21 protein-coding genes are annotated in these 19816 nt (G+C 62.4%); 11 read left to right on the top strand and 10 right to left on the bottom strand.

Features of this window, described 5'->3' with window-relative positions; translation table 11 throughout:
* The first annotated feature begins 66 nt into the window (after positions 1 to 66).
* Positions 67 to 1017, top strand: coding sequence for a D-isomer specific 2-hydroxyacid dehydrogenase family protein (locus tag ACYP2A_RS07280; protein ID WP_459744025.1), 951 nt, complete (start codon positions 67 to 69; stop codon positions 1015 to 1017).
* Positions 1018 to 1094: 77 nt separating this feature from the next.
* On the opposite strand, the gene ACYP2A_RS07275 is transcribed toward ACYP2A_RS07280, so the two are convergent.
* Positions 1095 to 1460, bottom strand: coding sequence for a 4Fe-4S dicluster domain-containing protein (locus tag ACYP2A_RS07275; protein WP_459744023.1), 366 nt, complete (start codon positions 1458 to 1460; stop codon positions 1095 to 1097).
* Positions 1457 to 3052 carry an FAD-dependent oxidoreductase gene (locus ACYP2A_RS07270; protein WP_459744022.1) on the bottom strand — a complete coding sequence of 532 codons (1596 nt, stop codon included), beginning with the start codon at positions 3050 to 3052 and terminating at the stop codon, positions 1457 to 1459. The genes ACYP2A_RS07275 and ACYP2A_RS07270 overlap by 4 nt, the downstream gene beginning before the upstream one ends.
* A gap of 204 nt (positions 3053 to 3256) precedes the next feature.
* Between ACYP2A_RS07270 and ACYP2A_RS07265 the strand changes: the two genes are divergently transcribed.
* The 6 genes from ACYP2A_RS07265 to ACYP2A_RS07240 all read left to right on the top strand — a co-directional run bounded on the left by ACYP2A_RS07265 (position 3257) and on the right by ACYP2A_RS07240 (position 9288).
* On the top strand, positions 3257 to 4069 hold the full coding sequence (locus ACYP2A_RS07265; RefSeq protein WP_459744020.1) for a class II aldolase/adducin family protein: 813 nt from the start codon (positions 3257 to 3259) through the stop codon (positions 4067 to 4069).
* Positions 4070 to 4158: 89 nt separating this feature from the next.
* Positions 4159 to 5067 carry a glutaminase B gene (gene glsB / locus ACYP2A_RS07260; protein ID WP_459744019.1) on the top strand — a complete coding sequence of 303 codons (909 nt, stop codon included), beginning with the start codon at positions 4159 to 4161 and terminating at the stop codon, positions 5065 to 5067.
* A 42-nt stretch (positions 5068 to 5109) separates the two neighbouring features.
* Positions 5110 to 6198 carry a DUF1615 domain-containing protein gene (locus tag ACYP2A_RS07255; RefSeq protein ID WP_459744017.1) on the top strand — a complete coding sequence of 363 codons (1089 nt, stop codon included), beginning with the start codon at positions 5110 to 5112 and terminating at the stop codon, positions 6196 to 6198.
* A 49-nt stretch (positions 6199 to 6247) separates the two neighbouring features.
* On the top strand, positions 6248 to 7285 hold the full coding sequence (locus tag ACYP2A_RS07250; RefSeq protein ID WP_459744016.1) for an NADP(H)-dependent aldo-keto reductase: 1038 nt from the start codon (positions 6248 to 6250) through the stop codon (positions 7283 to 7285).
* An 81-nt stretch (positions 7286 to 7366) separates the two neighbouring features.
* The gene (gene norR, locus ACYP2A_RS07245) at positions 7367 to 8917 is read left to right on the top strand and encodes a nitric oxide reductase transcriptional regulator NorR (RefSeq protein ID WP_459744164.1); all 1551 of its coding nucleotides are present in this window, start codon (positions 7367 to 7369) and stop codon (positions 8915 to 8917) included.
* Between the two features lie 146 nt (positions 8918 to 9063).
* Entirely contained in the window at positions 9064 to 9288 is a 225-nt protein-coding gene (locus ACYP2A_RS07240) for a DUF6555 family protein (RefSeq protein ID WP_459744014.1), read from the top strand.
* Between the two features lie 5 nt (positions 9289 to 9293).
* Here the strand turns inward: ACYP2A_RS07240 and ACYP2A_RS07235 are convergent, their stop codons facing one another.
* Positions 9294 to 9788, bottom strand: a complete 495-nt coding sequence (locus tag ACYP2A_RS07235; RefSeq protein ID WP_459744012.1) for a DUF3828 domain-containing protein — start codon at positions 9786 to 9788, stop codon at positions 9294 to 9296.
* A gap of 201 nt (positions 9789 to 9989) precedes the next feature.
* On the opposite strand from ACYP2A_RS07235, the gene ACYP2A_RS07230 reads away from it, so the two are divergent.
* Positions 9990 to 10577 carry a LysE family translocator gene (locus ACYP2A_RS07230; RefSeq protein WP_459744010.1) on the top strand — a complete coding sequence of 196 codons (588 nt, stop codon included), beginning with the start codon at positions 9990 to 9992 and terminating at the stop codon, positions 10575 to 10577.
* A 24-nt stretch (positions 10578 to 10601) separates the two neighbouring features.
* Here the strand turns inward: ACYP2A_RS07230 and ACYP2A_RS07225 are convergent, their stop codons facing one another.
* From ACYP2A_RS07225 to ACYP2A_RS07195, 7 genes are all read right to left on the bottom strand, one after another.
* The gene (locus tag ACYP2A_RS07225; RefSeq protein WP_459744008.1) at positions 10602 to 11417 is read right to left on the bottom strand and encodes an AraC family transcriptional regulator; all 816 of its coding nucleotides are present in this window, start codon (positions 11415 to 11417) and stop codon (positions 10602 to 10604) included.
* A gap of 17 nt (positions 11418 to 11434) precedes the next feature.
* Entirely contained in the window at positions 11435 to 11998 is a 564-nt protein-coding gene (locus tag ACYP2A_RS07220) for an NUDIX hydrolase (RefSeq protein ID WP_459744006.1), read from the bottom strand.
* 1 nt (position 11999) lies between these two features.
* Positions 12000 to 12752, bottom strand: a complete 753-nt coding sequence (locus ACYP2A_RS07215; protein WP_459744004.1) for a GntR family transcriptional regulator — start codon at positions 12750 to 12752, stop codon at positions 12000 to 12002.
* A gap of 188 nt (positions 12753 to 12940) precedes the next feature.
* The gene (locus ACYP2A_RS07210; RefSeq protein ID WP_459744002.1) at positions 12941 to 13426 is read right to left on the bottom strand and encodes a flavin reductase family protein; all 486 of its coding nucleotides are present in this window, start codon (positions 13424 to 13426) and stop codon (positions 12941 to 12943) included.
* 14 nt (positions 13427 to 13440) lie between these two features.
* Positions 13441 to 14922: an aldehyde dehydrogenase gene (locus ACYP2A_RS07205; RefSeq protein WP_459744000.1), complete on the bottom strand. Its 1482-nt coding sequence runs from the start codon at positions 14920 to 14922 to the stop codon at positions 13441 to 13443.
* Complete coding sequence (locus ACYP2A_RS07200) at positions 14919 to 15752, bottom strand: alpha/beta fold hydrolase (protein WP_459743998.1); 834 nt, start codon at positions 15750 to 15752, stop codon at positions 14919 to 14921. Before ACYP2A_RS07200 ends, ACYP2A_RS07205 begins: the two co-directional genes overlap by 4 nt.
* A 43-nt stretch (positions 15753 to 15795) precedes the next feature.
* On the bottom strand, positions 15796 to 16389 hold the full coding sequence (locus ACYP2A_RS07195; RefSeq protein ID WP_459743996.1) for an amino acid synthesis family protein: 594 nt from the start codon (positions 16387 to 16389) through the stop codon (positions 15796 to 15798).
* Between the two features lie 205 nt (positions 16390 to 16594).
* Here ACYP2A_RS07195 and ACYP2A_RS07190 point away from each other — a divergent pair, with 205 nt between their 5' ends.
* From ACYP2A_RS07190 to ACYP2A_RS07180, 3 genes are read left to right on the top strand one after another with little or no spacing between them, the layout of a single operon-like run.
* A complete protein-coding gene (locus ACYP2A_RS07190; protein WP_459743995.1) occupies positions 16595 to 17581 on the top strand; it encodes a helix-turn-helix domain-containing protein in 987 nt (328 codons plus the stop codon).
* A gap of 59 nt (positions 17582 to 17640) precedes the next feature.
* The gene (locus tag ACYP2A_RS07185) at positions 17641 to 18573 is read left to right on the top strand and encodes a SphA family protein (RefSeq protein WP_459743994.1); all 933 of its coding nucleotides are present in this window, start codon (positions 17641 to 17643) and stop codon (positions 18571 to 18573) included.
* A 10-nt stretch (positions 18574 to 18583) separates the two neighbouring features.
* Positions 18584 to 19813: an MFS transporter gene (locus ACYP2A_RS07180; RefSeq protein ID WP_459743992.1), complete on the top strand. Its 1230-nt coding sequence runs from the start codon at positions 18584 to 18586 to the stop codon at positions 19811 to 19813.
* Positions 19814 to 19816: the final 3 nt, after the last annotated feature.

Here is a 19816-nt window from a genome sequence, read left to right as displayed (position 1 = left end):
TCATTTTCGGCATTTAATGCGGGTTGCTAGGATGCCTGCATTACTTGATCAAACAGGAAGTTATCCATGTCCAACACCGTGATCGCCAGCCAGCATGACGAAGAAATCAACGCCCTGCTGCGCCAGCGTCTGCCCGAGTACACCATCGTGCCGATCGGCCAGGGCGCGCCGAATGTACCGCCTGAGGCGACCATCCTGCTGACCCGGCCGTTCTTCGGCAATTTCCTCACCCAGGAGCTGCCAGAGAAGCCCGCAGGCTGGCCGTTCAACCTCAAGTGGGTACAGCTCACTTCTTCGGGCATCGATGGTTACCCGGCCTGGCTGTTCGACAGCGTGCCGGTGTCGTCGGCGCGTGGCACCGCTTCGGTGGCCGTGGCCGAGTTCGCCCTGGCGGCGATCCTGGCGCAGGTCAAGCAATTCCCGGATGTGTGGATCGACAGCGCCGAGCAATGGAAGCGTTTCCCGCTGCAACAACTGAGCGGCAGTACGCTGGGCATCGTCGGCTTCGGCGCCATCGGCCGCGACCTGGCCGTGCGCGCCCAGGCGCTGGGCGTCAAGGTGATCGCGGTCAACCATTCCGGCAAACCCTTCGGTGTGCCGGGCGTCGAGCGCGCCGAAAGCCTGGAGCGCCTGTTCGCCGTTTCCGACCACGTGGTGCTGGCGGCACCGGCAACCAAAACCACCCGTAACCTGGTCGACAAGGCCTTGCTCGATCACGCCAAACCCGGTTTGCACCTGGTCAACATCGCCCGCGGCAGCCTGATCGACGAAGCTGCACTGGTCCACGCGCTGGACGAAGGCCGTCTGAGCCGCGCAACCCTTGACGTCACCGCCATCGAACCGACCCCGGCCGATCATCCGTTCTACGCCCACCCCAAAGTGCGCCTGTCGCCCCACGTCTCACCGGCCAGCAGCGTGATCTGGCACAACATCGTCGAGCACTTCGTGGCTAATCTGCTGCGTCACCACAAGCAAGAGCCGCTGGGTGATGTCGTGGACTTTGAACGCGGCTATTGAGGGGAAGCAGCGGTAAGCGGCAAGTCAGGAGCCTCAAGTGGGTGGTGACTTCGGAATCGGGGTCTCCACCTTTTTATTTATGGTTTGTTTCGGCCGCCATTGGTGGCGCGTGCCAGGCCGAATATTGCGTCCATGCGCCAGTGCAGGTTGGTGTAGCGGGCATCGGTTGCCCATTCATCCCAGCCTGAATCCCGGCGAAACTGGCCCAGCAAGCCGCTGGCGCGAATGGCTTCCGGGTCCGGTGCGCGAGGCTGTTCGCAGTCGGGGTCGACGTACAGGGCGTCGCTTGTGCAGTACAGCTCGCACATGAAGCAGGTCTGGCACGCCGACTGGTCGCGGATGTCCGGCAGGCCGTCGGCGCCGATCTTGAGGGCGTTGGTGGGGCAGACCTGCACGCAGGTGCCGCAGCCGTCGCACAGGTCTTTGAATATCAATTCGATCATGCGGGCGTTTCCTCAAGGTGCGGGCTGGGCTGGATGGCATCGAAGCGGTGCCAGGGCTGGTCCAGGCCGCCAATGCGCAGATGGGCGTCGAAGCGGGTGAGTTGTTCGGGCTGGTCGCTGCGCTGATGCATGCCACGGCTTTCGCGGCGTTGTTCGGCGGCGTGGTAGCACCAGCGGGCGGTGGCGGCCATGGCCACCAGTTCACGGGCGCGCAGCGGGTTGTCGACGATGGGCTGGGTGCCATGGCGGACGTGATCCCAGACATTGTCCAGCGCCTGCAATGAGCGGTCGAGTTGCGCGCCGCTGCGGAACAGGTTTTTGTCCAGCGGGTGGACTTCATTCTGAATCTGGCGAATCAGCGCCGGGCTGTCGGCAACCGTATGGGTCAAGCCGGCACCGTCGAAGCCGTGCACGGCAGTTGCTGGCGGCTGCGATTGCCGTGCGCGGCGCGCGGCGGCGCGGCCCGCCCATTGCCCGGTCGATAACGCCCAGGCGGAATTTTGTGCGCCACCGCCTGAGGTCGCGCCGGCGATCGGTTCGCGGCTGGCGGCATCACCGGCGGCGTAGAGGCCCGGCACGCGGGTTTCACAGTCATCGTTGACCAGGCGCAGGCCGCCAACGCCACGAATGGTGCCTTCCGGGTGCAGGGTCACGGCGAAGCGCTGCGTGTAAGGGTCGATGCCGCGCCGGTCGAAGGGCAGCATCAGGTTGGGCTGGATGGTCGGCAGTTGCTGGCGAATGTCCTGCGGTACCCGGTTGAGGCGGCAGTACACCGGGCCTTCGAGCAGGGCGCGGGCCAGTTGTTCGGTGAAGTCGGGGCCGGGCCCTATGGGCAGCGGGCGGTCGCTGGCATCGAAATACTCGCCAAAGCTGTAGACCATCGAGCGGGTGATGCTGCTGCCGGCAGCGGCGATGCAGTAGTAGTTCGAGAACTCCATGCCCGACAGCTCGGCCCCGGCTTCGACCGCCATCAGGTAACCGTCGCCGGTGTTGGTGTGGCTGCCCAGCAGGTGGGACAAAAACGCGCAGCCGCCGCTGGCCAGCACCACAGCGGCGGCGCGTACCTGCCAGTCGCCACCGGCTTGCCGGCGCCAGCCACGGGCACCGGCCAGCGTGCCGTGTGCATCACGCAGTAGCTCCAGCGCCGGGCTGTGGTCGAGAATGGTCACGCCGTGGTCCAGCGCCAGGCGGCGCATGCCGCGCAGGTATTCCTGGCCGCGCAGGCCACGGTATTGCACGACGCCCTGGTCATCGACCGGAAAGTCGTAATAGCCACTGATACTCGGCAGGCTGGTCCAGGTGGTGTCGATGGCGCGGGCCATCCAGCGTGCATCGGCCAGGCCATAGGCGGTGCTCAGGCGTTTGTCGATGGCGGCTTCGCGCATGCCAGGCGCTGGTGGCACCCACCAGTGGCCCGGCCCTGCGGTGGCGGTCACGCCGCTGGTGCCGCAGTAGCCTTTGTCGACCAGCACCACCCGCGCGCCTTCACGGGCGGCGGCGACTGCCGCCCAGGTACCGGCCAGCCCGCCGCCGATAATCAATACGTCGGCTTGCAGCTCAAGGGTCAGGGTGCGGCTCAGTGGCGCGGTCATGAACAGGCTCCAGTCGGGTCAAATAGAAGACCTCCGCCTGGCAAAGGGGTCGGTAACAGCGTGCAGACGCGCAATCAAAGCATAAAGATGAATTTTAATATTCTATTTTTTAATAATTAGCTTAGAAGAAAATGTGCTTTTTCAAGATGTTGTTATGCGCATAGTCTTGGGTGACTTGCTTCACATGTCATTCAGGAGCTACACATGAGCAACGTCAGTGCCTTGCCCGTCCAGCAGGATGTCCACCAGCCCTCGGGCAATGTGCGTGATCGCGTTTCGGCCGAAGAATGGGAAGTGCGCGTTCAGCTCGCCGCCGCCTATCGCCTGGCCTCGCTCAAGCGCTGGACCGATCACATTTACACTCACTTCTCGGCACGCGTACCGGGCCCGGAAGAGCATTTTCTGATCAACGCCTTCGGCCTGCTGTTTGATGAGATCACCGCGTCGAACCTGGTCAAGGTCGCGCTGGACGGCACCATCGTCGACGACCCGACCGGTCTGGGCATCAATTACGCAGGTTATGTGATCCACAGCGCCATTCACGGCGCCCGCCATGACCTCAAGGCGGTGTTGCATACCCACACCCGTGACGGCATCGCGGTGTCGGCGCAGAAACGTGGCCTGCTGCCGATTTCACAGCATGCGCTGGGCTTCTCGGGCCGCGTCGCCTATCACGACTACGAAGGCGTTGCGCTGGAGCTGGACGAGCGCGAGCGCCTGGTCGCCGATTTGGGTGACAAGAGCGTGTTGATCCTGCGCAACCATGGTTTGTTGACCGGCGGTGTCAGCGTGGCGCATGCCTTCCAGCAACTGCAGGGGCTGGAATATGCGTGCAATATCCAGATCGCCGCGCAGTCGGCCGGCAACGACGAACTGCTCCTGCCGCCGCCGGAAGTGGTGGCCAAGGTCGAAGAGCAGGCCAAGGTCTTCAAGGACGGTAATGGTCCGGGTGTGGCCCGTCACTGGAACGCGCTGATCCGCGAACTGGATCGCCACGGCACCGATTACAAGAATTGATAGCGGCAACGGGCGTTCAGGCGCCCGTTTCACAGGTAATTTTTCAGCACTTGGTGTAGTGTGCGCACCCAAAAACACGGGACGCCCACATGCAAGACTTGCTGAACGAAATCCTCGATGAAGTCAGGCCGTTGCTCGGCCAGGGCAAAGTCGCCAATTACATTCCGGCGCTGGGCGAGGTGCGTCCCGATCAGCTCGGTATCGCGGTGTACAGCAACAGTGGCGAGGTCTTCCACGCCGGAGATGCACTCACGCCGTTTTCGATCCAGAGTATTTCCAAGGTCTTCAGCCTGGTTCAGGCGATTCAGCATTCTGGCGAAGAAATCTGGGAGCGGGTCGGCCACGAGCCGTCCGGCCAGCCGTTCAATTCGCTGGTGCAGCTGGAGTTCGAGCGTGGCAAGCCGCGCAATCCGTTCATCAATGCCGGTGCACTGATCATCTGCGACATCAACCAGTCGCGTTATGCCGCGCCGGCCTTGTCGATGCGCGATTTTGTGCGGCGCTTGTGCGGCAACCCCAAGGTGATCTCCGATGCCAAGGTGGCCGAGTCCGAGTACCAGCACCGTTCGCGAAATGCGGCGGCAGCCTGGCTGATGAAGTCGTTCGGCAATTTTCATGGTGAAGTCGAAAACGTGCTGCGCAGTTACTTTCACCATTGCGCGCTGAGCATGAACTGTGTCGATCTGGCGCGGGCGTTCGGCTTTCTTGCCAACGAGGGTTTCTGTACCCACAGCGGCGAGCAGATTCTGAGCGCACGGCAGACCACGCAACTGAACTCGATCATGGCCACCAGCGGGCTGTACGATGAGGCCGGCAACTTTGCCTACCGCGTCGGCCTGCCGGGCAAGAGCGGGGTAGGGGGCGGGATTGTTGCGGTGGTGCCGGGGCGTTTCTCGGTGTGCGTGTGGTCCCCGGAGTTGAACGCTGCGGGTAACTCGCTGGTCGGTATGGCAGCGCTGGAACGTTTGAGCGCGCGAATCGAGTGGTCGGTGTTCTAGGCACCGCTGCCTCGGTTTTTCCTTTAGCTGCAGGAGATCGAGGTGAGTTCAAACCTGTTGTTGAGCCTGACGGTCGTCACCACGCTGCTGCTGAGCGGTTGCGTCACGCGGCCACCAGAGCCGCCACCGCTGAGCCCCGAGCAGGCGCGGGCGCGCATCGTGGCGCTGCTGCCGGCCAGTGTGAATGATCGTCAGGGCTGGGCCGGTGATATCCAGACCGCGTTCAGCACGCAAGACATTGCCCTGACGCCTGAAAACATCTGCGCTGCGCTGGCCGTGACCGAACAGGAGTCGACTTTTCAGGCCGACCCTGCGGTGCCGGGGCTTGGGCGCATTGCCCGCGAAGAAATCGACCGCCGTGCAGCACGCCTGCATATTCCCTCTGCCCTGATCGACACCGCACTGAGCCTGCGCTCGCCGGACGGCAAGACCTATGCCGCGCGCCTGGCCGCTGCACGTACGGAAAAACAACTGAGCGCAATCTTCGATGACTTCATCGATATCGTGCCGCTGGGCCAGACCCTGTTCGGGCGTTTCAATCCGGTGCATACCGGTGGGCCGATGCAGGTCAGCATCGCCTTTGCCGAGCAGCACGCCAAAGGCTACCCATACACCGTCGATGGCTCGATTCGCCGTGAAGTGTTCAGCCGCCGTGGCGGCATGTATTTCGGCATTGCCCACTTGCTCGGTTACCCGGTCGATTACCCTGAGCCGTTGTACCGCTTCGCCGACTTCAATGCCGGCTGGTACGCCAGCCGTAACGCCGCCTTTCAGAGTGCCGTCAGCCGCCTGACCGGCAAGGCGCTGGCGCTGGACGGCGATCTGATCCTTCGCGACTCGCTGGATACCGGTGCCACCGAACAAGCGGTGCGCAGCCTGGGACCCCGTCTGGACCTGAGCAACGCCGCGATCTATAACCAATTGAAAAAGGGCGACGGCCAGGACTTTGAAAACACCCGCGTATACGCGCGGGTCTTCGAACTGGCCGAGCAGACAGCAGGCTTTCAGCTACCGCGCGCGATACTGCCGGGCATCACCCTGCAAAGCCCGAAGATCACCCGTAAACTGACCACCGCCTGGTTCGCCCAGCGGGTCAATGAGCGTTACCAGCGCTGTATGCGGCGCACTTGAACAACGGCGGCAGAGGCCTTCGTATTTCTTCGATAAAAGGGAGTCATCGATGCAATTTCGTTCACTCGGCAAGACGGACATTTCTGTCAGCGCCATCAGCCTGGGCACCATGACCTGGGGCGAACAGAACACGCAGGAACAGGCGTTCGAACAGATTCGCCTGGCCAAGCAGGCCGGTGTCAACTTCATCGACACCGCTGAGATGTACCCGGTGCCGCCACGCGGCGAAACCTACACCCGCACCGAAAGCATCATCGGCGAGTACTTCAAGAAGTACGCCGACCGCAATGACTGGGTGCTGGCCAGCAAAGTCGCCGGCCCCGGCCGCATGGAACACATCCGCGACGGCAACCCGCGTCTTGACCGGCGCAACATCACCGCTGCGCTCGAAGGCAGCCTCAAGCGCCTGAACACCGATTACCTCGACCTGTATCAACTGCACTGGCCGGACCGCAAGACCAACTTCTTCGGCGTGCTGGGTTATCAGCACGATGCCAACGACGACTCGGTGGATATTCAGGAAACCCTGTCGGTGCTGGGCGACCTGGTCAAGGAAGGCAAAATCCGTCAGATCGGCCTGTCCAACGAAACGCCGTGGGGCACCCAGCGTTTTCTGCACCTGGCCGAAACCCTGAACCTGCCACGCGCAGTATCGATCCAGAACCCCTACAGCCTGCTCAACCGTACCTTCGAAGTGGGCCTGGCAGAAATCGCCATTCGCGAGCAGATCGGCCTGCTGGCCTATTCGCCGCTGGCGTTTGGCGTGCTGACCGGCAAATACCTCAATGGGGCCCGTCCTGCCGATGGCCGCCTGACCCTGTACGAGCGTTTCCAGCGCTATAACAACCCGCAGGCACAAAGCGCCACCGAGCAGTATGTCGCGCTGGCGCGCGAGCACGGCCTGGACCCGGGACAACTGGCGCTGGCCTATGTCACCAGCCGGCCGTTCGTGACCAGCAACATCATTGGCGCGACCAATCTGGACCAGTTGGCCAGCAACCTGGCGAGCATCGATCTGGTGCTGTCCGATGACGTGATTGCCGGGATTGAAGCGATTCATACCCGCCAGCCGAACCCGGCGCCGTAACCGGGCAATACCGGGGCAAGGGTTGCCGGCAGGCGGGTTGAGGTCATAATGACCGCCAATTCCCGCCTGCCCGGAGCCTCGATGCCTCATCCCATGCTGCGTTCGCTATTGCCGCTGGTGGCCGACTTGTCTCGTGAGTTACCCGACGAGGAGCGCTACCGGCGGCTATTGCATTCTCTGCGCCAGTTATTGCCGTGCGATGCGGTGGCGTTGCTCAAGCTTGAAGACGATGTGCTGGCGCCGCTGGCGGTCGATGGTTTAAGCGCCGACACGCTGGGCCGGCGCTTTCGGGTCGGTGAGCATCCACGGCTTGAGATTCTGCTGTACAGCGACACACCGGTACGCTTTGCCGCCGATTGTGAGCTTCCTGATCCCTACGACGGTCTGCTCGATGGCCATGGCACGCTTGAAGTGCATGATTGCCTGGGCTGCCCGCTGATTATCCAGGGTAAACCCTGGGGCCTGATCACCCTCGATTCGCTGGACGCCGCCAGTTTCGGCAGTGTCGACCTGGAAACCCTGCAAGCCTTTGCCAGCCTGGCGGCCGCCACGGTGATGGCCAGCGAGCGCATTCAACAACTGCTGCGTGGCTTTGAAGATCAGCGGCAACTGGTCGAGGTCTACAAGCGCGTTGCCGGTGGCTATTCGCCCCGCGAGCTGATCGGCCAGAGCGCGGCGCACAAGCGTCTGCAGCAGGAAATCCTGCTGGTCGGCAACAGCCCGCTGACCGTGCTGATTACCGGTGAAACCGGGGTGGGCAAGGAACTGGTCGCCGAGTCCATCCACCTGCATTCACCGCGTGCGCACAAAGCGTTGATCAGCATCAATTGCGCCGCCTTGCCCGAGACGCTGGTCGAGAGCGAACTGTTTGGTCACGTACGCGGTGCGTTCTCCGGTGCAGTGAGCGGTCGCAGTGGCAAGTTCGAACTGGCCGATGGCGGCACGCTGTTTCTCGATGAGGTCGGCGAGTTGCCGCTGCCAGTGCAGTCCAAATTGCTGCGTGTGCTGCAAAGCGGCCAGTTGCAGCGTGTAGGCTCGGACCAGGAGCATCACGTCGATGTGCGCATCATCGCCGCCACCAACCGCGATCTTGCCGAAGAAGTGCGTCAGGGCCGCTTTCGTGCCGACCTCTATCACCGCTTGAGCGTTTACCCGCTGCTGGTGCCGCCGCTGCGCGAGCGGGGCCGTGATGTGCTGTTACTGGCCGGCTTTTTCCTTGAAGAAAACCGCCTGCGCATGGGCTTGCGCAGCCTGCGACTCAACAGTGAGGCGCAACAGCGACTGCTGGCTTACACATGGCCGGGTAATGTCCGTGAACTGGAGCATTTGATCAGCCGGGCAGTGCTCAAGGCGCTTTCGGCGCATGCCGAGCGGCCGAGAATCCTGACTGTGGAGGCGTCGATGCTCGGGCTCGATCACGAAGTTACACCGGCGCCGCGTGCCGAAACGCGGCACGACGATCCGCTTCTCGACAGTGGCGACGGCCTGAAGGCGTCGGTAGATGCCTTCCAGCGGCGCTTGATCGAGCAGACCCTGGCCCGCCATCAAGGCAAGTGGGCCGAGGTGGCGCGTGAGCTGGGTGTCGACCGTGCAAACCTGAGCCGACTGGCCAAGCGACTGGCGATTCGCTAGCTAGACACACCGCCGGGCGACCGCCGGTAAAAAACACGGAATTTTTCCGGCGGCCTTTAGGTCCCTTATTACTCAGTGCCCTTTGTTTACCAAGACATCATTGCAACAGGGCACGGGGATTATCAATAAGGGAGGCAATGCCGTTAATGGCTCAGGAAAAACACTACCGGATCGATTACCTGTTGAACGGTGCTTTCAAGAGTTTCTACATTCGTGCTGCCAACATGGACAATGCGAACGCCTGGCACTACGCAAGTGTGGATGCCGGTCTTGCGCGTATTCCCAAGTACCGGCTGGAGCGCGTGCCACAGGTTTCCAAGCCGTACGCCGAACACTTCGGTATCACCAATGTGGAGTGGAGCCAGGCCTGATCCGATCAATCACCGTCGTAAGGAAATTCCTGCAAGGCTTCAAGCAACGGTAGATCGCCGGGACCTTGCAGGTTATCCAGCACCCAGCACTGGGTGGTGGGGCTTTTGGTCAGCAGCAAGCGGGTGGTTTGTTCCACACCCGGTTGCGCTGGCACATTCTTGTAGCCCAGCAGGTAGTTCATCTCGACCACCACTTGCTTGTCGACGCTGGACACCTGTTTCCAAGTGACAGGCTCTTGAATCTGGCCGTCCTGCGCATCAGTCCAGGGGTCGGCGCTCACGGCGCACTGGTCGCCCGAGGCCTGGCAGGCCCAATCTTTTTTCAACCATTCAAGCAGCGTTGCCGACAGGTACTGCGGCCCACCCTTGCCCTTGACATAAAAATCGGCGTGCTGGGTGTAGATCCAGCGTGCGGTGTCGGCCGGCGTGCTGGCCGGACACGCGGCCAGTGCCGTCCCCGACAGACTGAAGGCGACGGCAAAAACAAAGGCTTTGTACATGGAATGAACTCGATAAATGACAACGATGGCGATGGGCTGCCTCACAGCTCGCATTTGTAGAGTTAATCGATAAAAAAGCAAGTGCTGGCCGCTTTTTCTGACGGTGCCGGCCAGTTCTGTAAGGGTAATTTCCTTCAATACACCGCCAACTGTCGGGCACTACCTTGCGTGGGTCATTGTGATCCTCAAGAGGTTGTGAGCATGAGCGTGTTGATTTCCATGGCGACCTTCGCCCTGGCATCGTCGATTACCCCGGGCCCGGTCAACATCGTCGCCTTGAGTGCCGGGGTGCGCTTCGGCCTGCGCGCCAGCCTGCGCCATGTGCTGGGTGCGACCCTGGGCTTTACCCTGTTGCTGTTATTGATTGGCTTTGGCCTGAACGAAACGTTGCAGCAGTGGCCGTTTCTGACCCGTATCATCCAGTGGGCGGGCGTGGCCTTTCTGTTGTACATGGCCTTCAAGCTGGCCTGCGATGACGGCCAGTTGAGCGTCGAGCAGGCCCAGGCGCGGCCAACGATGTGGCAAGGCGCGCTGATGCAGTGGCTCAATCCCAAGGCCTGGCTGGCGTCGATTGCCGGCATGGGGGTGTTCGTCGCCGACGGCCAGCCAGCGCTGATCTGGCAATTCGCGGCGATTTACCTGGTGGTCTGCTACCTGTCGCTGGCGTGCTGGTCGGTGGCCGGCGCGCACCTGAGCCAGTACCTGCGCAGCGCGGCGCGGGTGCGGCTGTTTAACCGGGTCATGGCGCTGTTGCTGGTGGGGTGTGCGTTGTATCTGGTTTTTGGTTGAAGGGCGGGGGTTAAAGGGCACGGGCTAAAGCCGGTATTGCCCGGGTGTGGCAGCCAGGTGTTTCTTGAATTCGCGCTGCAAGTGGGCTTGATCGGCAAAGCCGGTATCGCCCGCGACGTCGGCAATCAGCCGGCCTTCCTTGAGTTGCCGATGCGCTTGCTGGATCCGCAGGTTAAGCAGGTAGGCATGCGGCGTCATATGGTAGCGCTGCTCGAAGGCGCGAATCAGGTAAGAGGGCGAGAGGTGCACGGCCTGGCAGATATCGTCCAGGCGAATGCTCTGGCTGAAATGCGCGTTGATGTAGTCGGCCGCGCGCTCGATGCGCGGCGCCGGCTTGTCGCCCACTGACTGCGCACCGTCCAGCAAACGTTGCATCAGGCTGAAAAACGCCACCGCCTTGCATTGCTTGTGCAGCAGCGTGGCATCGGCGTCGATCAGCGTGGCGTACAGATCGAGCAAACCGTCGAATAACTGCCGGTCGTGACTGTGCGACGGCGCCAGCGGCTGGAACGGCTGGGCAGCGGCGTCTTCATGCTGAATACCCGCCAGCCACTGCGGATCGACGTACAGCATGATGTACGACCACGGCTGGTCATCGATGGGATTGCAGGCATGCACCTGGCCTGGGTTCATCAGCACCACGGTACCGGTATTGATGCGCAGGGTGGATTTTTCCAGCAGGTAGGTGCTGACACCCGAGGTGATGGCGCCGATGGAAAACACCGTGTGCGAATGGCGGGCGTAACACACCTTGCGACCATCTTCGACCGAACGCGCCTCGATGAACGGCAACTGTGCATCGCGCCAGAAGAAGGGGCGGGTGTTGGCTGGGTTGAGCATGTCCGGGTCCTTGGTTGCTACCTGATGAAATGCACCTTGCCGCTGTCGTCGTTGCCGATGTAGATGCCATACACCCCGGCCTGGCGCTCACAGATGTAGCGCTCCAGAATCTGGCGGATGGCGGGGTAGTAGATGCTGTCCCACGGGATGTCTTCGGGGGCGAAGAAGCGGTAGTCCATGGTCTCCGGCCCATACTGCCCGGTGATTTCCAGGGCCAGGGCACGAAAGATGATGTACACCTCGCTTATCTTCGGCACGCTGAAAATCGAGTAGGGCGAAACGATCTCGGCGCGCACGCCGGTCTCTTCCCACACCTCGCGCAGGGCTGCCTGCTCGGTGGTTTCGCCGCCTTCCATGAAGCCTGCCGGCAAGGTCCAGGTGCCGGGGCGCGGGGGAATCGCACGTTGGCACAACAGGTACTTGCCGTCCTGCTCGATGATGCAGCCGGCAATGATCTTCGGGTTGATGTAGTGGATGTACTGGCAGGCGCCGCACATCAGACGTTCATGGGTATCGCCGTCCGGGGTGCGGTGGGCGAGGTCCTGGCTGCCGCATTGCGGGCAGTAACGCGGCAGCGGCATGTCAGTGACCTATGCGTGGGTCTTTGAGTGCGACGGGGGCCACGATATCGCGGGCCCTGGCGCCGTCGTCCTGTTTCGATTGCAGGTATTCCAGTGCAACGCGGGCGGCATTGCGCACGTGGTCGACCGAGGCCTGATGCGCCGCCTGCGGGTCACCGCTCTTGATGGCCTCGACCATGCGCTCCATTTCCTGATTGCTGGCGCCACGGCGGTTTTCCTGCGACACCGAGGTGGCGCGCAGGTAGCTGATGCGCGCCTGCAGCTGGCGCAACTGGGTCGCGGCGACATGGTTGCCCGAGCCTTCGAGCAGCACATCGTAGAAGCCTTGCACCGAGTCGATCACCTGTTGCAGCTCGCCTTCCTTGAGCGCCTGGCGGTTTTCTTCCAGCGCGCTTTCCAGGGCACGAATGTCTTTGGGCTTGGCGCGCAGGGTGAACAACTGCACGATCATGCCTTCGAGCACGCAGCGCAGCTCGTAGATATCGCAGGCATCGGCCAGGGTGATGATCGCCACGCGCGGGCCCTTGGCATCGGCAAATTCCACCAGTCCTTCGGACTCCAGGTGGCGCAGCGCCTCGCGCACCGAGGTGCGGCTGACCCCGAGACGGTCGCACAGATCGCGCTCGACCAGGCGGTCGCCGGGTAACAGCTGGAAATTCATGATCGCGCTGCGCAGTTTGTCCAACACGATTTCCCGCAGGGTAACGGGGTTACGGTTGACCTTGAAAGTGTCGTCGAGGGGCAGGCGTTTCATCGGTTCGGCTCGAAATGTGCCCGGCTGCTGGCGAGGGTCGGTTCGTGTATCGAACGCTCGTACCTCGACATAACCAGAAGTTGACTGGACTTGAACAAAGGCCCGGGCCGCCTGAGGCTGCCCGGGCCGTGGCCGAGTTTATCACGCGCAGACCTCGAACCAACAAGGCCGGCCACAATGCACTTTCCTTACACCAGCGCCGGCAGGGCGCCGAGCTTGCCGCGATGGTAGATCATCGGGGTCGCCGGCGTTGGCGGCAGGATCAGGTTCTTCACTGCGCCGACGATGATGGCGTGGTCGCCGCCATCGTATTCGCGCCACAGCTCGCACTCGATGATTGCCGTGGCCTTGGCCAGCAGCGGGTTGCCCAGCTCGCTCAGGGTGTACTCGATACCCTTGGCCTTGTCTTTGCCCTTGCCGGCAAAGGCATAGGCTTCAGCGGTTTGCTCGGCCGACAGCAGATGAATCGCGAAACGCTTGCTGTCGCGCAGGATCGGGTAGGTGTCCGATGCGTAGTTGGGGCAGAACAGCACCAGCGCCGGATCGATCGACAGGGCACTGAAGGCGCTGGCGGTGATACCGACCAGATTGCCTTCCGGGTCCAGGGTGGTGACGATGGTCACCCCCGAGGGGAAGGAGCCCATGACTTCTTTGTAGATACCGGGTTCGATCATTGCTGCAGTCTCGGTTAACGCATCACGAAGGGGTCGGGCATCGGTGCCTGCGAGAGGTTGATCCATACCGTTTTCAGCTCGGTATAGGCCAGCACCGAATCGATGCCGCTCTCGCGGCCGTAGCCACTGTTCTTGAAACCGCCGATCGGCGCCATGGCCGACACCGCGCGGTAGGTGTTGACCCAGATGATACCGGAACGCACGTCGCGAGCCAGCCGGTGTGCACGGCCAAGGTCACGGGTCCAGATCCCGGCCGCCAGGCCGAACTGCGAGTCGTTGGCAATCGCCAGCGCTTGGGCCTCGTCCTTGAAGCGGATGACCGAGGCCACCGGACCAAAGACTTCTTCCTGCATGATCTTCATCGAGTTGCTGTCGCACTCGAACAGGGTCGGCTCGTAGAACCAGCCGGCTTCGGCGTTTTCCGGGCGTTTGCCGCCCAGGCGCAGGCGCGCGCCTTCGGCCAGGGCATCGGCGACCAGGCCTTCGACGACCGCCAGTTGCTGGGCGGTGGCCATCGGACCCATCTCGGTGTCTTCGGCTTGCGGGTTGCCGATACGAATGCGCTTGGCACGCTCGACCAGACGCTCGACGAATTCATCGAAAATCTCGTCCTGCACCAGCAGGCGGGAACCTGCCACGCAGCTTTGCCCGGAAGCGGCATAAATACCGGCGACCACACCGTTGACAGCGCTGTCGAGGTCAGCGTCGGCAAAGATGATGTTCGGCGATTTGCCGCCCAGCTCCAGCGACAGCCTGGCAAAGTTCTCGGCGCTGCTGCGCACCACATGGCGTGCGGTGGCGGCGCCGCCGGTGAAGGCGATCTTGCGGATCAGCGGGTGGCGGGTCAGGGCAGCGCCAGTAGTCGGGCCGTAGCCGGTGACCACGTTGACCACACCGGGCGGAAAGCCGGCTTCAAGGGCCAGGCGTGCCAGCTCCAGAATGGTTGCCGAGGCGTGTTCGGACGGCTTGAGCACGATGGTGTTGCCGGCAGCGAGGGCCGGGGCCAGCTTGATCGCGGTCAGGTACAGCGGGCTGTTCCACGGAATGATCCCGGCCACCACGCCCATCGGCTCGTGCACGGTGTAGGCAAACAGGTCCGGCTTGTCCAGCGGCAGGGTGCCGCCTTCGATCTTGTCGGCAAGACCCGCGGTGTAGTGGAAGAACTCCGGCAGATAGCCGACCTGACCACGGGTTTCGCGGATCAGCTTGCCGTTGTCGCGGCTTTCAAGCTGCGCCAGACGCTCTTTGTTGTCGCTGATCAGGTCGCCCAGGCGCCGCAGCAGCTTGCCCCGTGCGGTAGCGGTCAGGCCACGCCAGGCCGGGCTTTCAAAGGCTTTCTGGGCCGATTGCACGGCACGTTCGACGTCGGCTTCATCGGCATCGGGCAATTGCGCCCAAGGCTCGGCCAGCGCCGGGTTGAGGCTGTCGAAGGTCTTGCCGGAGAGGGCATCGACCCATTGGCCGTCGATGCACATCTGAAAGCGAGTGAGGCTCATGCAACATCCCCTTTGATCGGGTTGTGTAAAACGGCGGACTTGTCGAGGAAGTCCAGCAGCACCTGATTGACCAGGCGCGGCGACTCGACCGGCATCATATGACGTTGTTCGGGCAGGATCGCCACTTCAGCGCCCTTGATGCGCATTGCCAGTTGCCGGGCCATGTCCGGGGTCGAACCCGGGTCCAGTTCGCCGGTGGCGACCAGGGTCGGGGCATCGATGGTGCCCAGGTCCTCGGCGCGGTACATGTCCTGGGTAGCAAACAGCTTATAGGTCGTCAGATACCCTTGTGGATCGTTACTGGCCAAGTGTTGGCGCAGCGCTTCGATCTGGGCCGGGTTGGCGGCCTGGTATTCCCGGCTGAACCAGCGCGACAAGGCGGCGCCTGCGTTGGCATCCGGGCCGTGTTCGGCGGCCTGGCTGGTGCGGGCAATCACCCCGGCACGCTGTTCGGCAGTGCGATTGAACACGCTATTGAGAATCACCAGCCCGGCCAGGCGCTGCGGGTAGTGCAGGGCGAAGGCACGGGCCACAAGGCCGCCCATGGAAAAGCCGATCACCGTGGCGTGTGGCACGCCCAGGTGGTCGAGCAGTTCCAGCAATTGTGCGGCATAGCCTGGCAGGCCAGTCTCGGGGTCCGGGCGCGGGCTGGCGCCATGGCCGAGCATGTCATAGGCAATGACCCGGTAGGTCGGCGCAAGACCGACGATCTGACCGCCCCACATTTCTTTGTTCAGTCCCACCCCGTGAATCAACACCACAGGATGGCCATGGCCGGTTTCCAGGTAGCTGGTGCCGGCCGGGGTGCGCTCAGCGGTGAGCTGAATCATGGATTGCTCCTGCACAGGCGTCTTTTTATAGGTGTCGGGTGAATTACTTGGCCGCTTTTTCAGCAGCCAGTTCTTCCAGGTCGATGTAACGGTTGCCGATACGCGGGTGCAGGCGGCCGCCGTTGGCAGCACCGAGTACCACGACGATCTCGTCGGCGCGTGGCGCGTCTTCGATCTGCATTTCCAGGGTGATGTAGTGCGAACGCAGGCCTTCGTCGTCCTTGTTCATCATCGGGATCTGGATCGAGGTGCCAGGGCCGCCGCGCTTGTTGGTGAAGCTCAGGTAGCTCTTGGCCTTGACCGCTTCACGGTAGTGGTTACCGAAACGCAGGGTGTGGATCACGGCAGAGGCGTGTTCGATTTCGCCGTCGGCGCCCACTACAGCAGCCTTGCCGTACGCTTCGATCTTGTCTGCACCACCGATGGCGGCGGTCAGGCGCTCGACCATCAGGGCCCCCAGGTCGGAACACCAGGCGCGGATTTCCGGGCTCAGATCGTCAACGAAACCGCGGCCAGCCCATGGGTTCTTGATCACAGCAGCCAGGCCGACCATGGTCACCGGCTTGTCGGTGGCTTTGCCGCCTTCGATCAGGGTTTCTTCGGAGTAGGTGACGATCTTGCGAATTTCAAAGCTCATGGAGGACTCCCGGAGAGTGACTGTTGTATTTCGTCTGATGGTATACCATAAGATTGGACGTGCAAGTGCTTTCTACTGTGCCTCATAAAAAATCTGCGTGATGGACAAACCCCCACTATCCATTTCCGGCACAAATCGTCAGGCCCTGTGCCACGCGGAATGAAATTTGCCTCATGCCTTTCGATTACGTCGGGAGTCACGGGCGATGAACAACCCCAGCATGGCAAGCAACCCACCAGCATCGATCTACACGGGCATCCGCCACAGCCGCGCCAGCGATGTCGATGAACATGCGCACAATCTGTCGAGCTGGCAGTTGCGCTATGACCAGATGACCCCCGGTCGCTTCGATGGCGAACTCACCGAGCTGCGTTGCGGCTGGATGCAACTGGTCCGCGACCGCTCCAATCAGGCGATGATCAAGAGCGGCGAGGCCTGGCAAGGCTCGATCACCTTCAGCCTGCCGCTGGCGCCACATGGCGAGGTGTACTGCGCAGGCCATACGATCCGCACGCCAAGCCTGATGGTCGCGCCCGCGTTTGACCTGCCTCATATTCGCACCCCCGGCGCACTGGATTTGCTGTGCGTGGCGGTCGAACGCCAGGCGCTGGAGAGCATGTTGCAGCGCCAGAACAGCGAATTCAGGATTACCGGGCTTCCCACCTGTTACCGGCTGGATCAAGCGGGGTTACACATTGAACTGCGCCAGTTGCTCGATGACTTGCTGAGCATCGACGCTGAGCATTCGCCCTTGAACTATGAGTCGATTCGTCATGGCCTGCGCGATGCGATCATGCTGCAGTTGCTCGAGCAGGTTGCCCATGACCCCGAGCCCCTGAATGCCACGGCGCGCAAGCGCATGGTCGACCGTGCCCGCGACTACGCCCTCAACCATCTGGACCAGCCGTTCTCGATGCTCGATTTGTGCAACAGCATCGGTGCCAGCCGGCGCAAACTGCAGTATTGCTTTCAGGAAGCGCTGGGCACCAATCCCGTGGCCTATCTGCGTGCGGTGCGCCTCAATGCGGTGCGCCGCGAGCTGCTTGGCGGCGGTTCATCGGCCTCGGTGCAAGACGTTGCGGCGCGCTGGGGCTTCTGGCACCTGAGCCGCTTTTCCGGTGAATACCGGCAACTGTTTGGCGAGTTGCCCTCACAGACCCTGCGCCGCGCAAGCTGTGCTGAAAACGGATAACGGCGCAGGTCCCTCCCGTTTCAGGATGACCCCACCAACACGATGCAAGGGGGCATCCGATGAGGCACTACAACAACTATAAGCGGGCAGTCTGTTCCACCCTGTTGCTGGGCCTGGCAGGCTTTTGCATAACGGCTCAGGGCACCGAAAACGGCTCGCCGACCACGGCGGTGGGCGTCTACGATTTTGGCGCCGGCATGTCGCCGCCGGTCACGCCCAACGGCACCTTCGGCCATCGCAGTGCCTGGTACTCGACCAAGGTGCAGAAGGACCGCAACGGTAAAGACGTCGACAATGATTTTTCGCTGAGTGTGTTGTCGTTGAGCCTGGCGTATTTGCGCATGACCGATCACCAGGTGTTCGGTGCCAATTATGGGCTTGGCGTGGTGGCGCCATTCTTCAAGATGGATGCAAAACTGGGGGTCGACACACCGGTCGGTCGTCTGGATTTCGAGGCCGATCCGTTTCGCCTCGCCGATGTGCAGATCGTGCCGCTGATCCTGCAATGGAACCTGTCGCGAAATCTGTTCATCAACACCCAGTTCCAGATCCAGATACCCACCGGCGATTATGACGAGGACCGCCTGGTGTCGCCGGGTCTGAACCACTGGACTTTCTCGCCGATCCTCAACGCCACCTGGATCAGCGACACCGGCTTTGAGGTCTCTTCCAGCTTCGAGGTCGATATCAATACGCGCAACAAGGCCACCGACTACAAGAACGGCGTCGAATATCGCCACGAATTTGCCGTGGGTCAGCATTTCGGACCCTGGACGGCAGGCATTGGCGGCTACTACTACCGCCAGTTCAGCGACGACGATGCGCCGAACCTGACCAGCGGCAACCGCGCCCATGTCATGGCCGTGGGGCCGGCGCTCAGTTACTTCAAGCCGGGCCTGCCGCCCATCTGGCTGCACGCCTACAAAGAGTTCGACGCCCGCAACCGTGCCGAGGGCTATACGGTCGCGCTGCGCATCGCCCACAGTTTCTGAGGAATTTCCAATGAGCACATTGAACGAGGGCGGCGTGCGGCTGGCCCGTGGGCGCCGCGAAGGCGTGGTGCTGATGCTGGGCAGCAGCCTGACGATCATGGGCGCGGTGATGATCGCCCCGGTGCTGCCGCAGATCGGCGCTGAATTCGGTCCCACGACGGCACATGCCGAGGTGCTGGTGCCGTTGGCGGTCACCGGCCCGGCGCTGGCGATTGCACTGTTTGCGCCATTGGCCGGCTGGCTGGCCGACCGTATCGGGCGCAAGAACCTGCTGATCATCGGCACGCTGTTGTATGCGCTGCTGGGCTTCTTGCCGCTGCTGCTCGACGACTTGCGCACCATCGTCGGCATGCGGCTGTTGTTTGGTTGCGCGGAGGCGGCGGTAATGACCTGCTGCGCGGCGTTGATCGCCGACTACTGGCATGGCGAGCAACGTTTGCGCTATGTCAATCGTCAGGTGGTGACCATCAGCGTCGTGGGCGCGCTGTTCTTCGTCGCCGGCGGCGCGTTGGGCGAGCATTCCTGGCGCCTGCCGTTTGCCCTGTACCTACTGCCATTGCTGCTGGTGCCGTTGATGATGCGCTGGCTCTGGGAGCCTGACCGCCAGACGCCGCAACCCGGTGGCGAGGCGGATGGCCGGGTCTCGATCAGCCGCGTGCTGATCGGTTACGCGCTGGTGTTCAGCGGCATGCTGCTGGCCTTCGTGGTACCGATACAGACGCCCGGCCTGCTGGTGGCGCAAGGCGTGACCTCCAGCACCCTGATCGGCTTGTCGGCAGGGCTTGGCCTGCTGTCGACACTGGTCGGTTCGCTGCTCTGGCCGTTGCTGCGTCGCCGCCTGGGTGTGCCGGGCTGCAATGCCGCACTGTTGACGCTGATGAGCATCGGCCTGTGCCTGCTGATGCAAGCGCACAGCTACAACGCGGTGCTGCTGGCGGTGTTCATCCACGGCGTGGGCGCAGGCTTGCTGGTGCCCAACGTCATGGCCCCGGTGATGAACGCCCTGACCGCCAGCACCCGTGGTCGCGGGCTTGGCGGGTTTACCGCTTGCCTGTATCTGGGCCAGTTCATCAGCCCGGTGGTGGTGCTCGCCCTAGCAGCCAACGCCGGCGGCGTGCCGCAATCGATCTTTTACCTGGCCATGGCCGGTTTCAGCCTGGCGCTGCTGTGCGCTCTGGTGGCCGTGCAACGCCGGAATGCCGCGCCACTCGTGGCTTCTTCTTTGAATAATCAGGAATAACCA

Source organism: Pseudomonas sp. 3A(2025), assembly GCF_054589175.1.
Note: the sequence above shows the minus strand (reverse complement) of the source record. Positions and strands in the feature narration are given on the sequence as shown.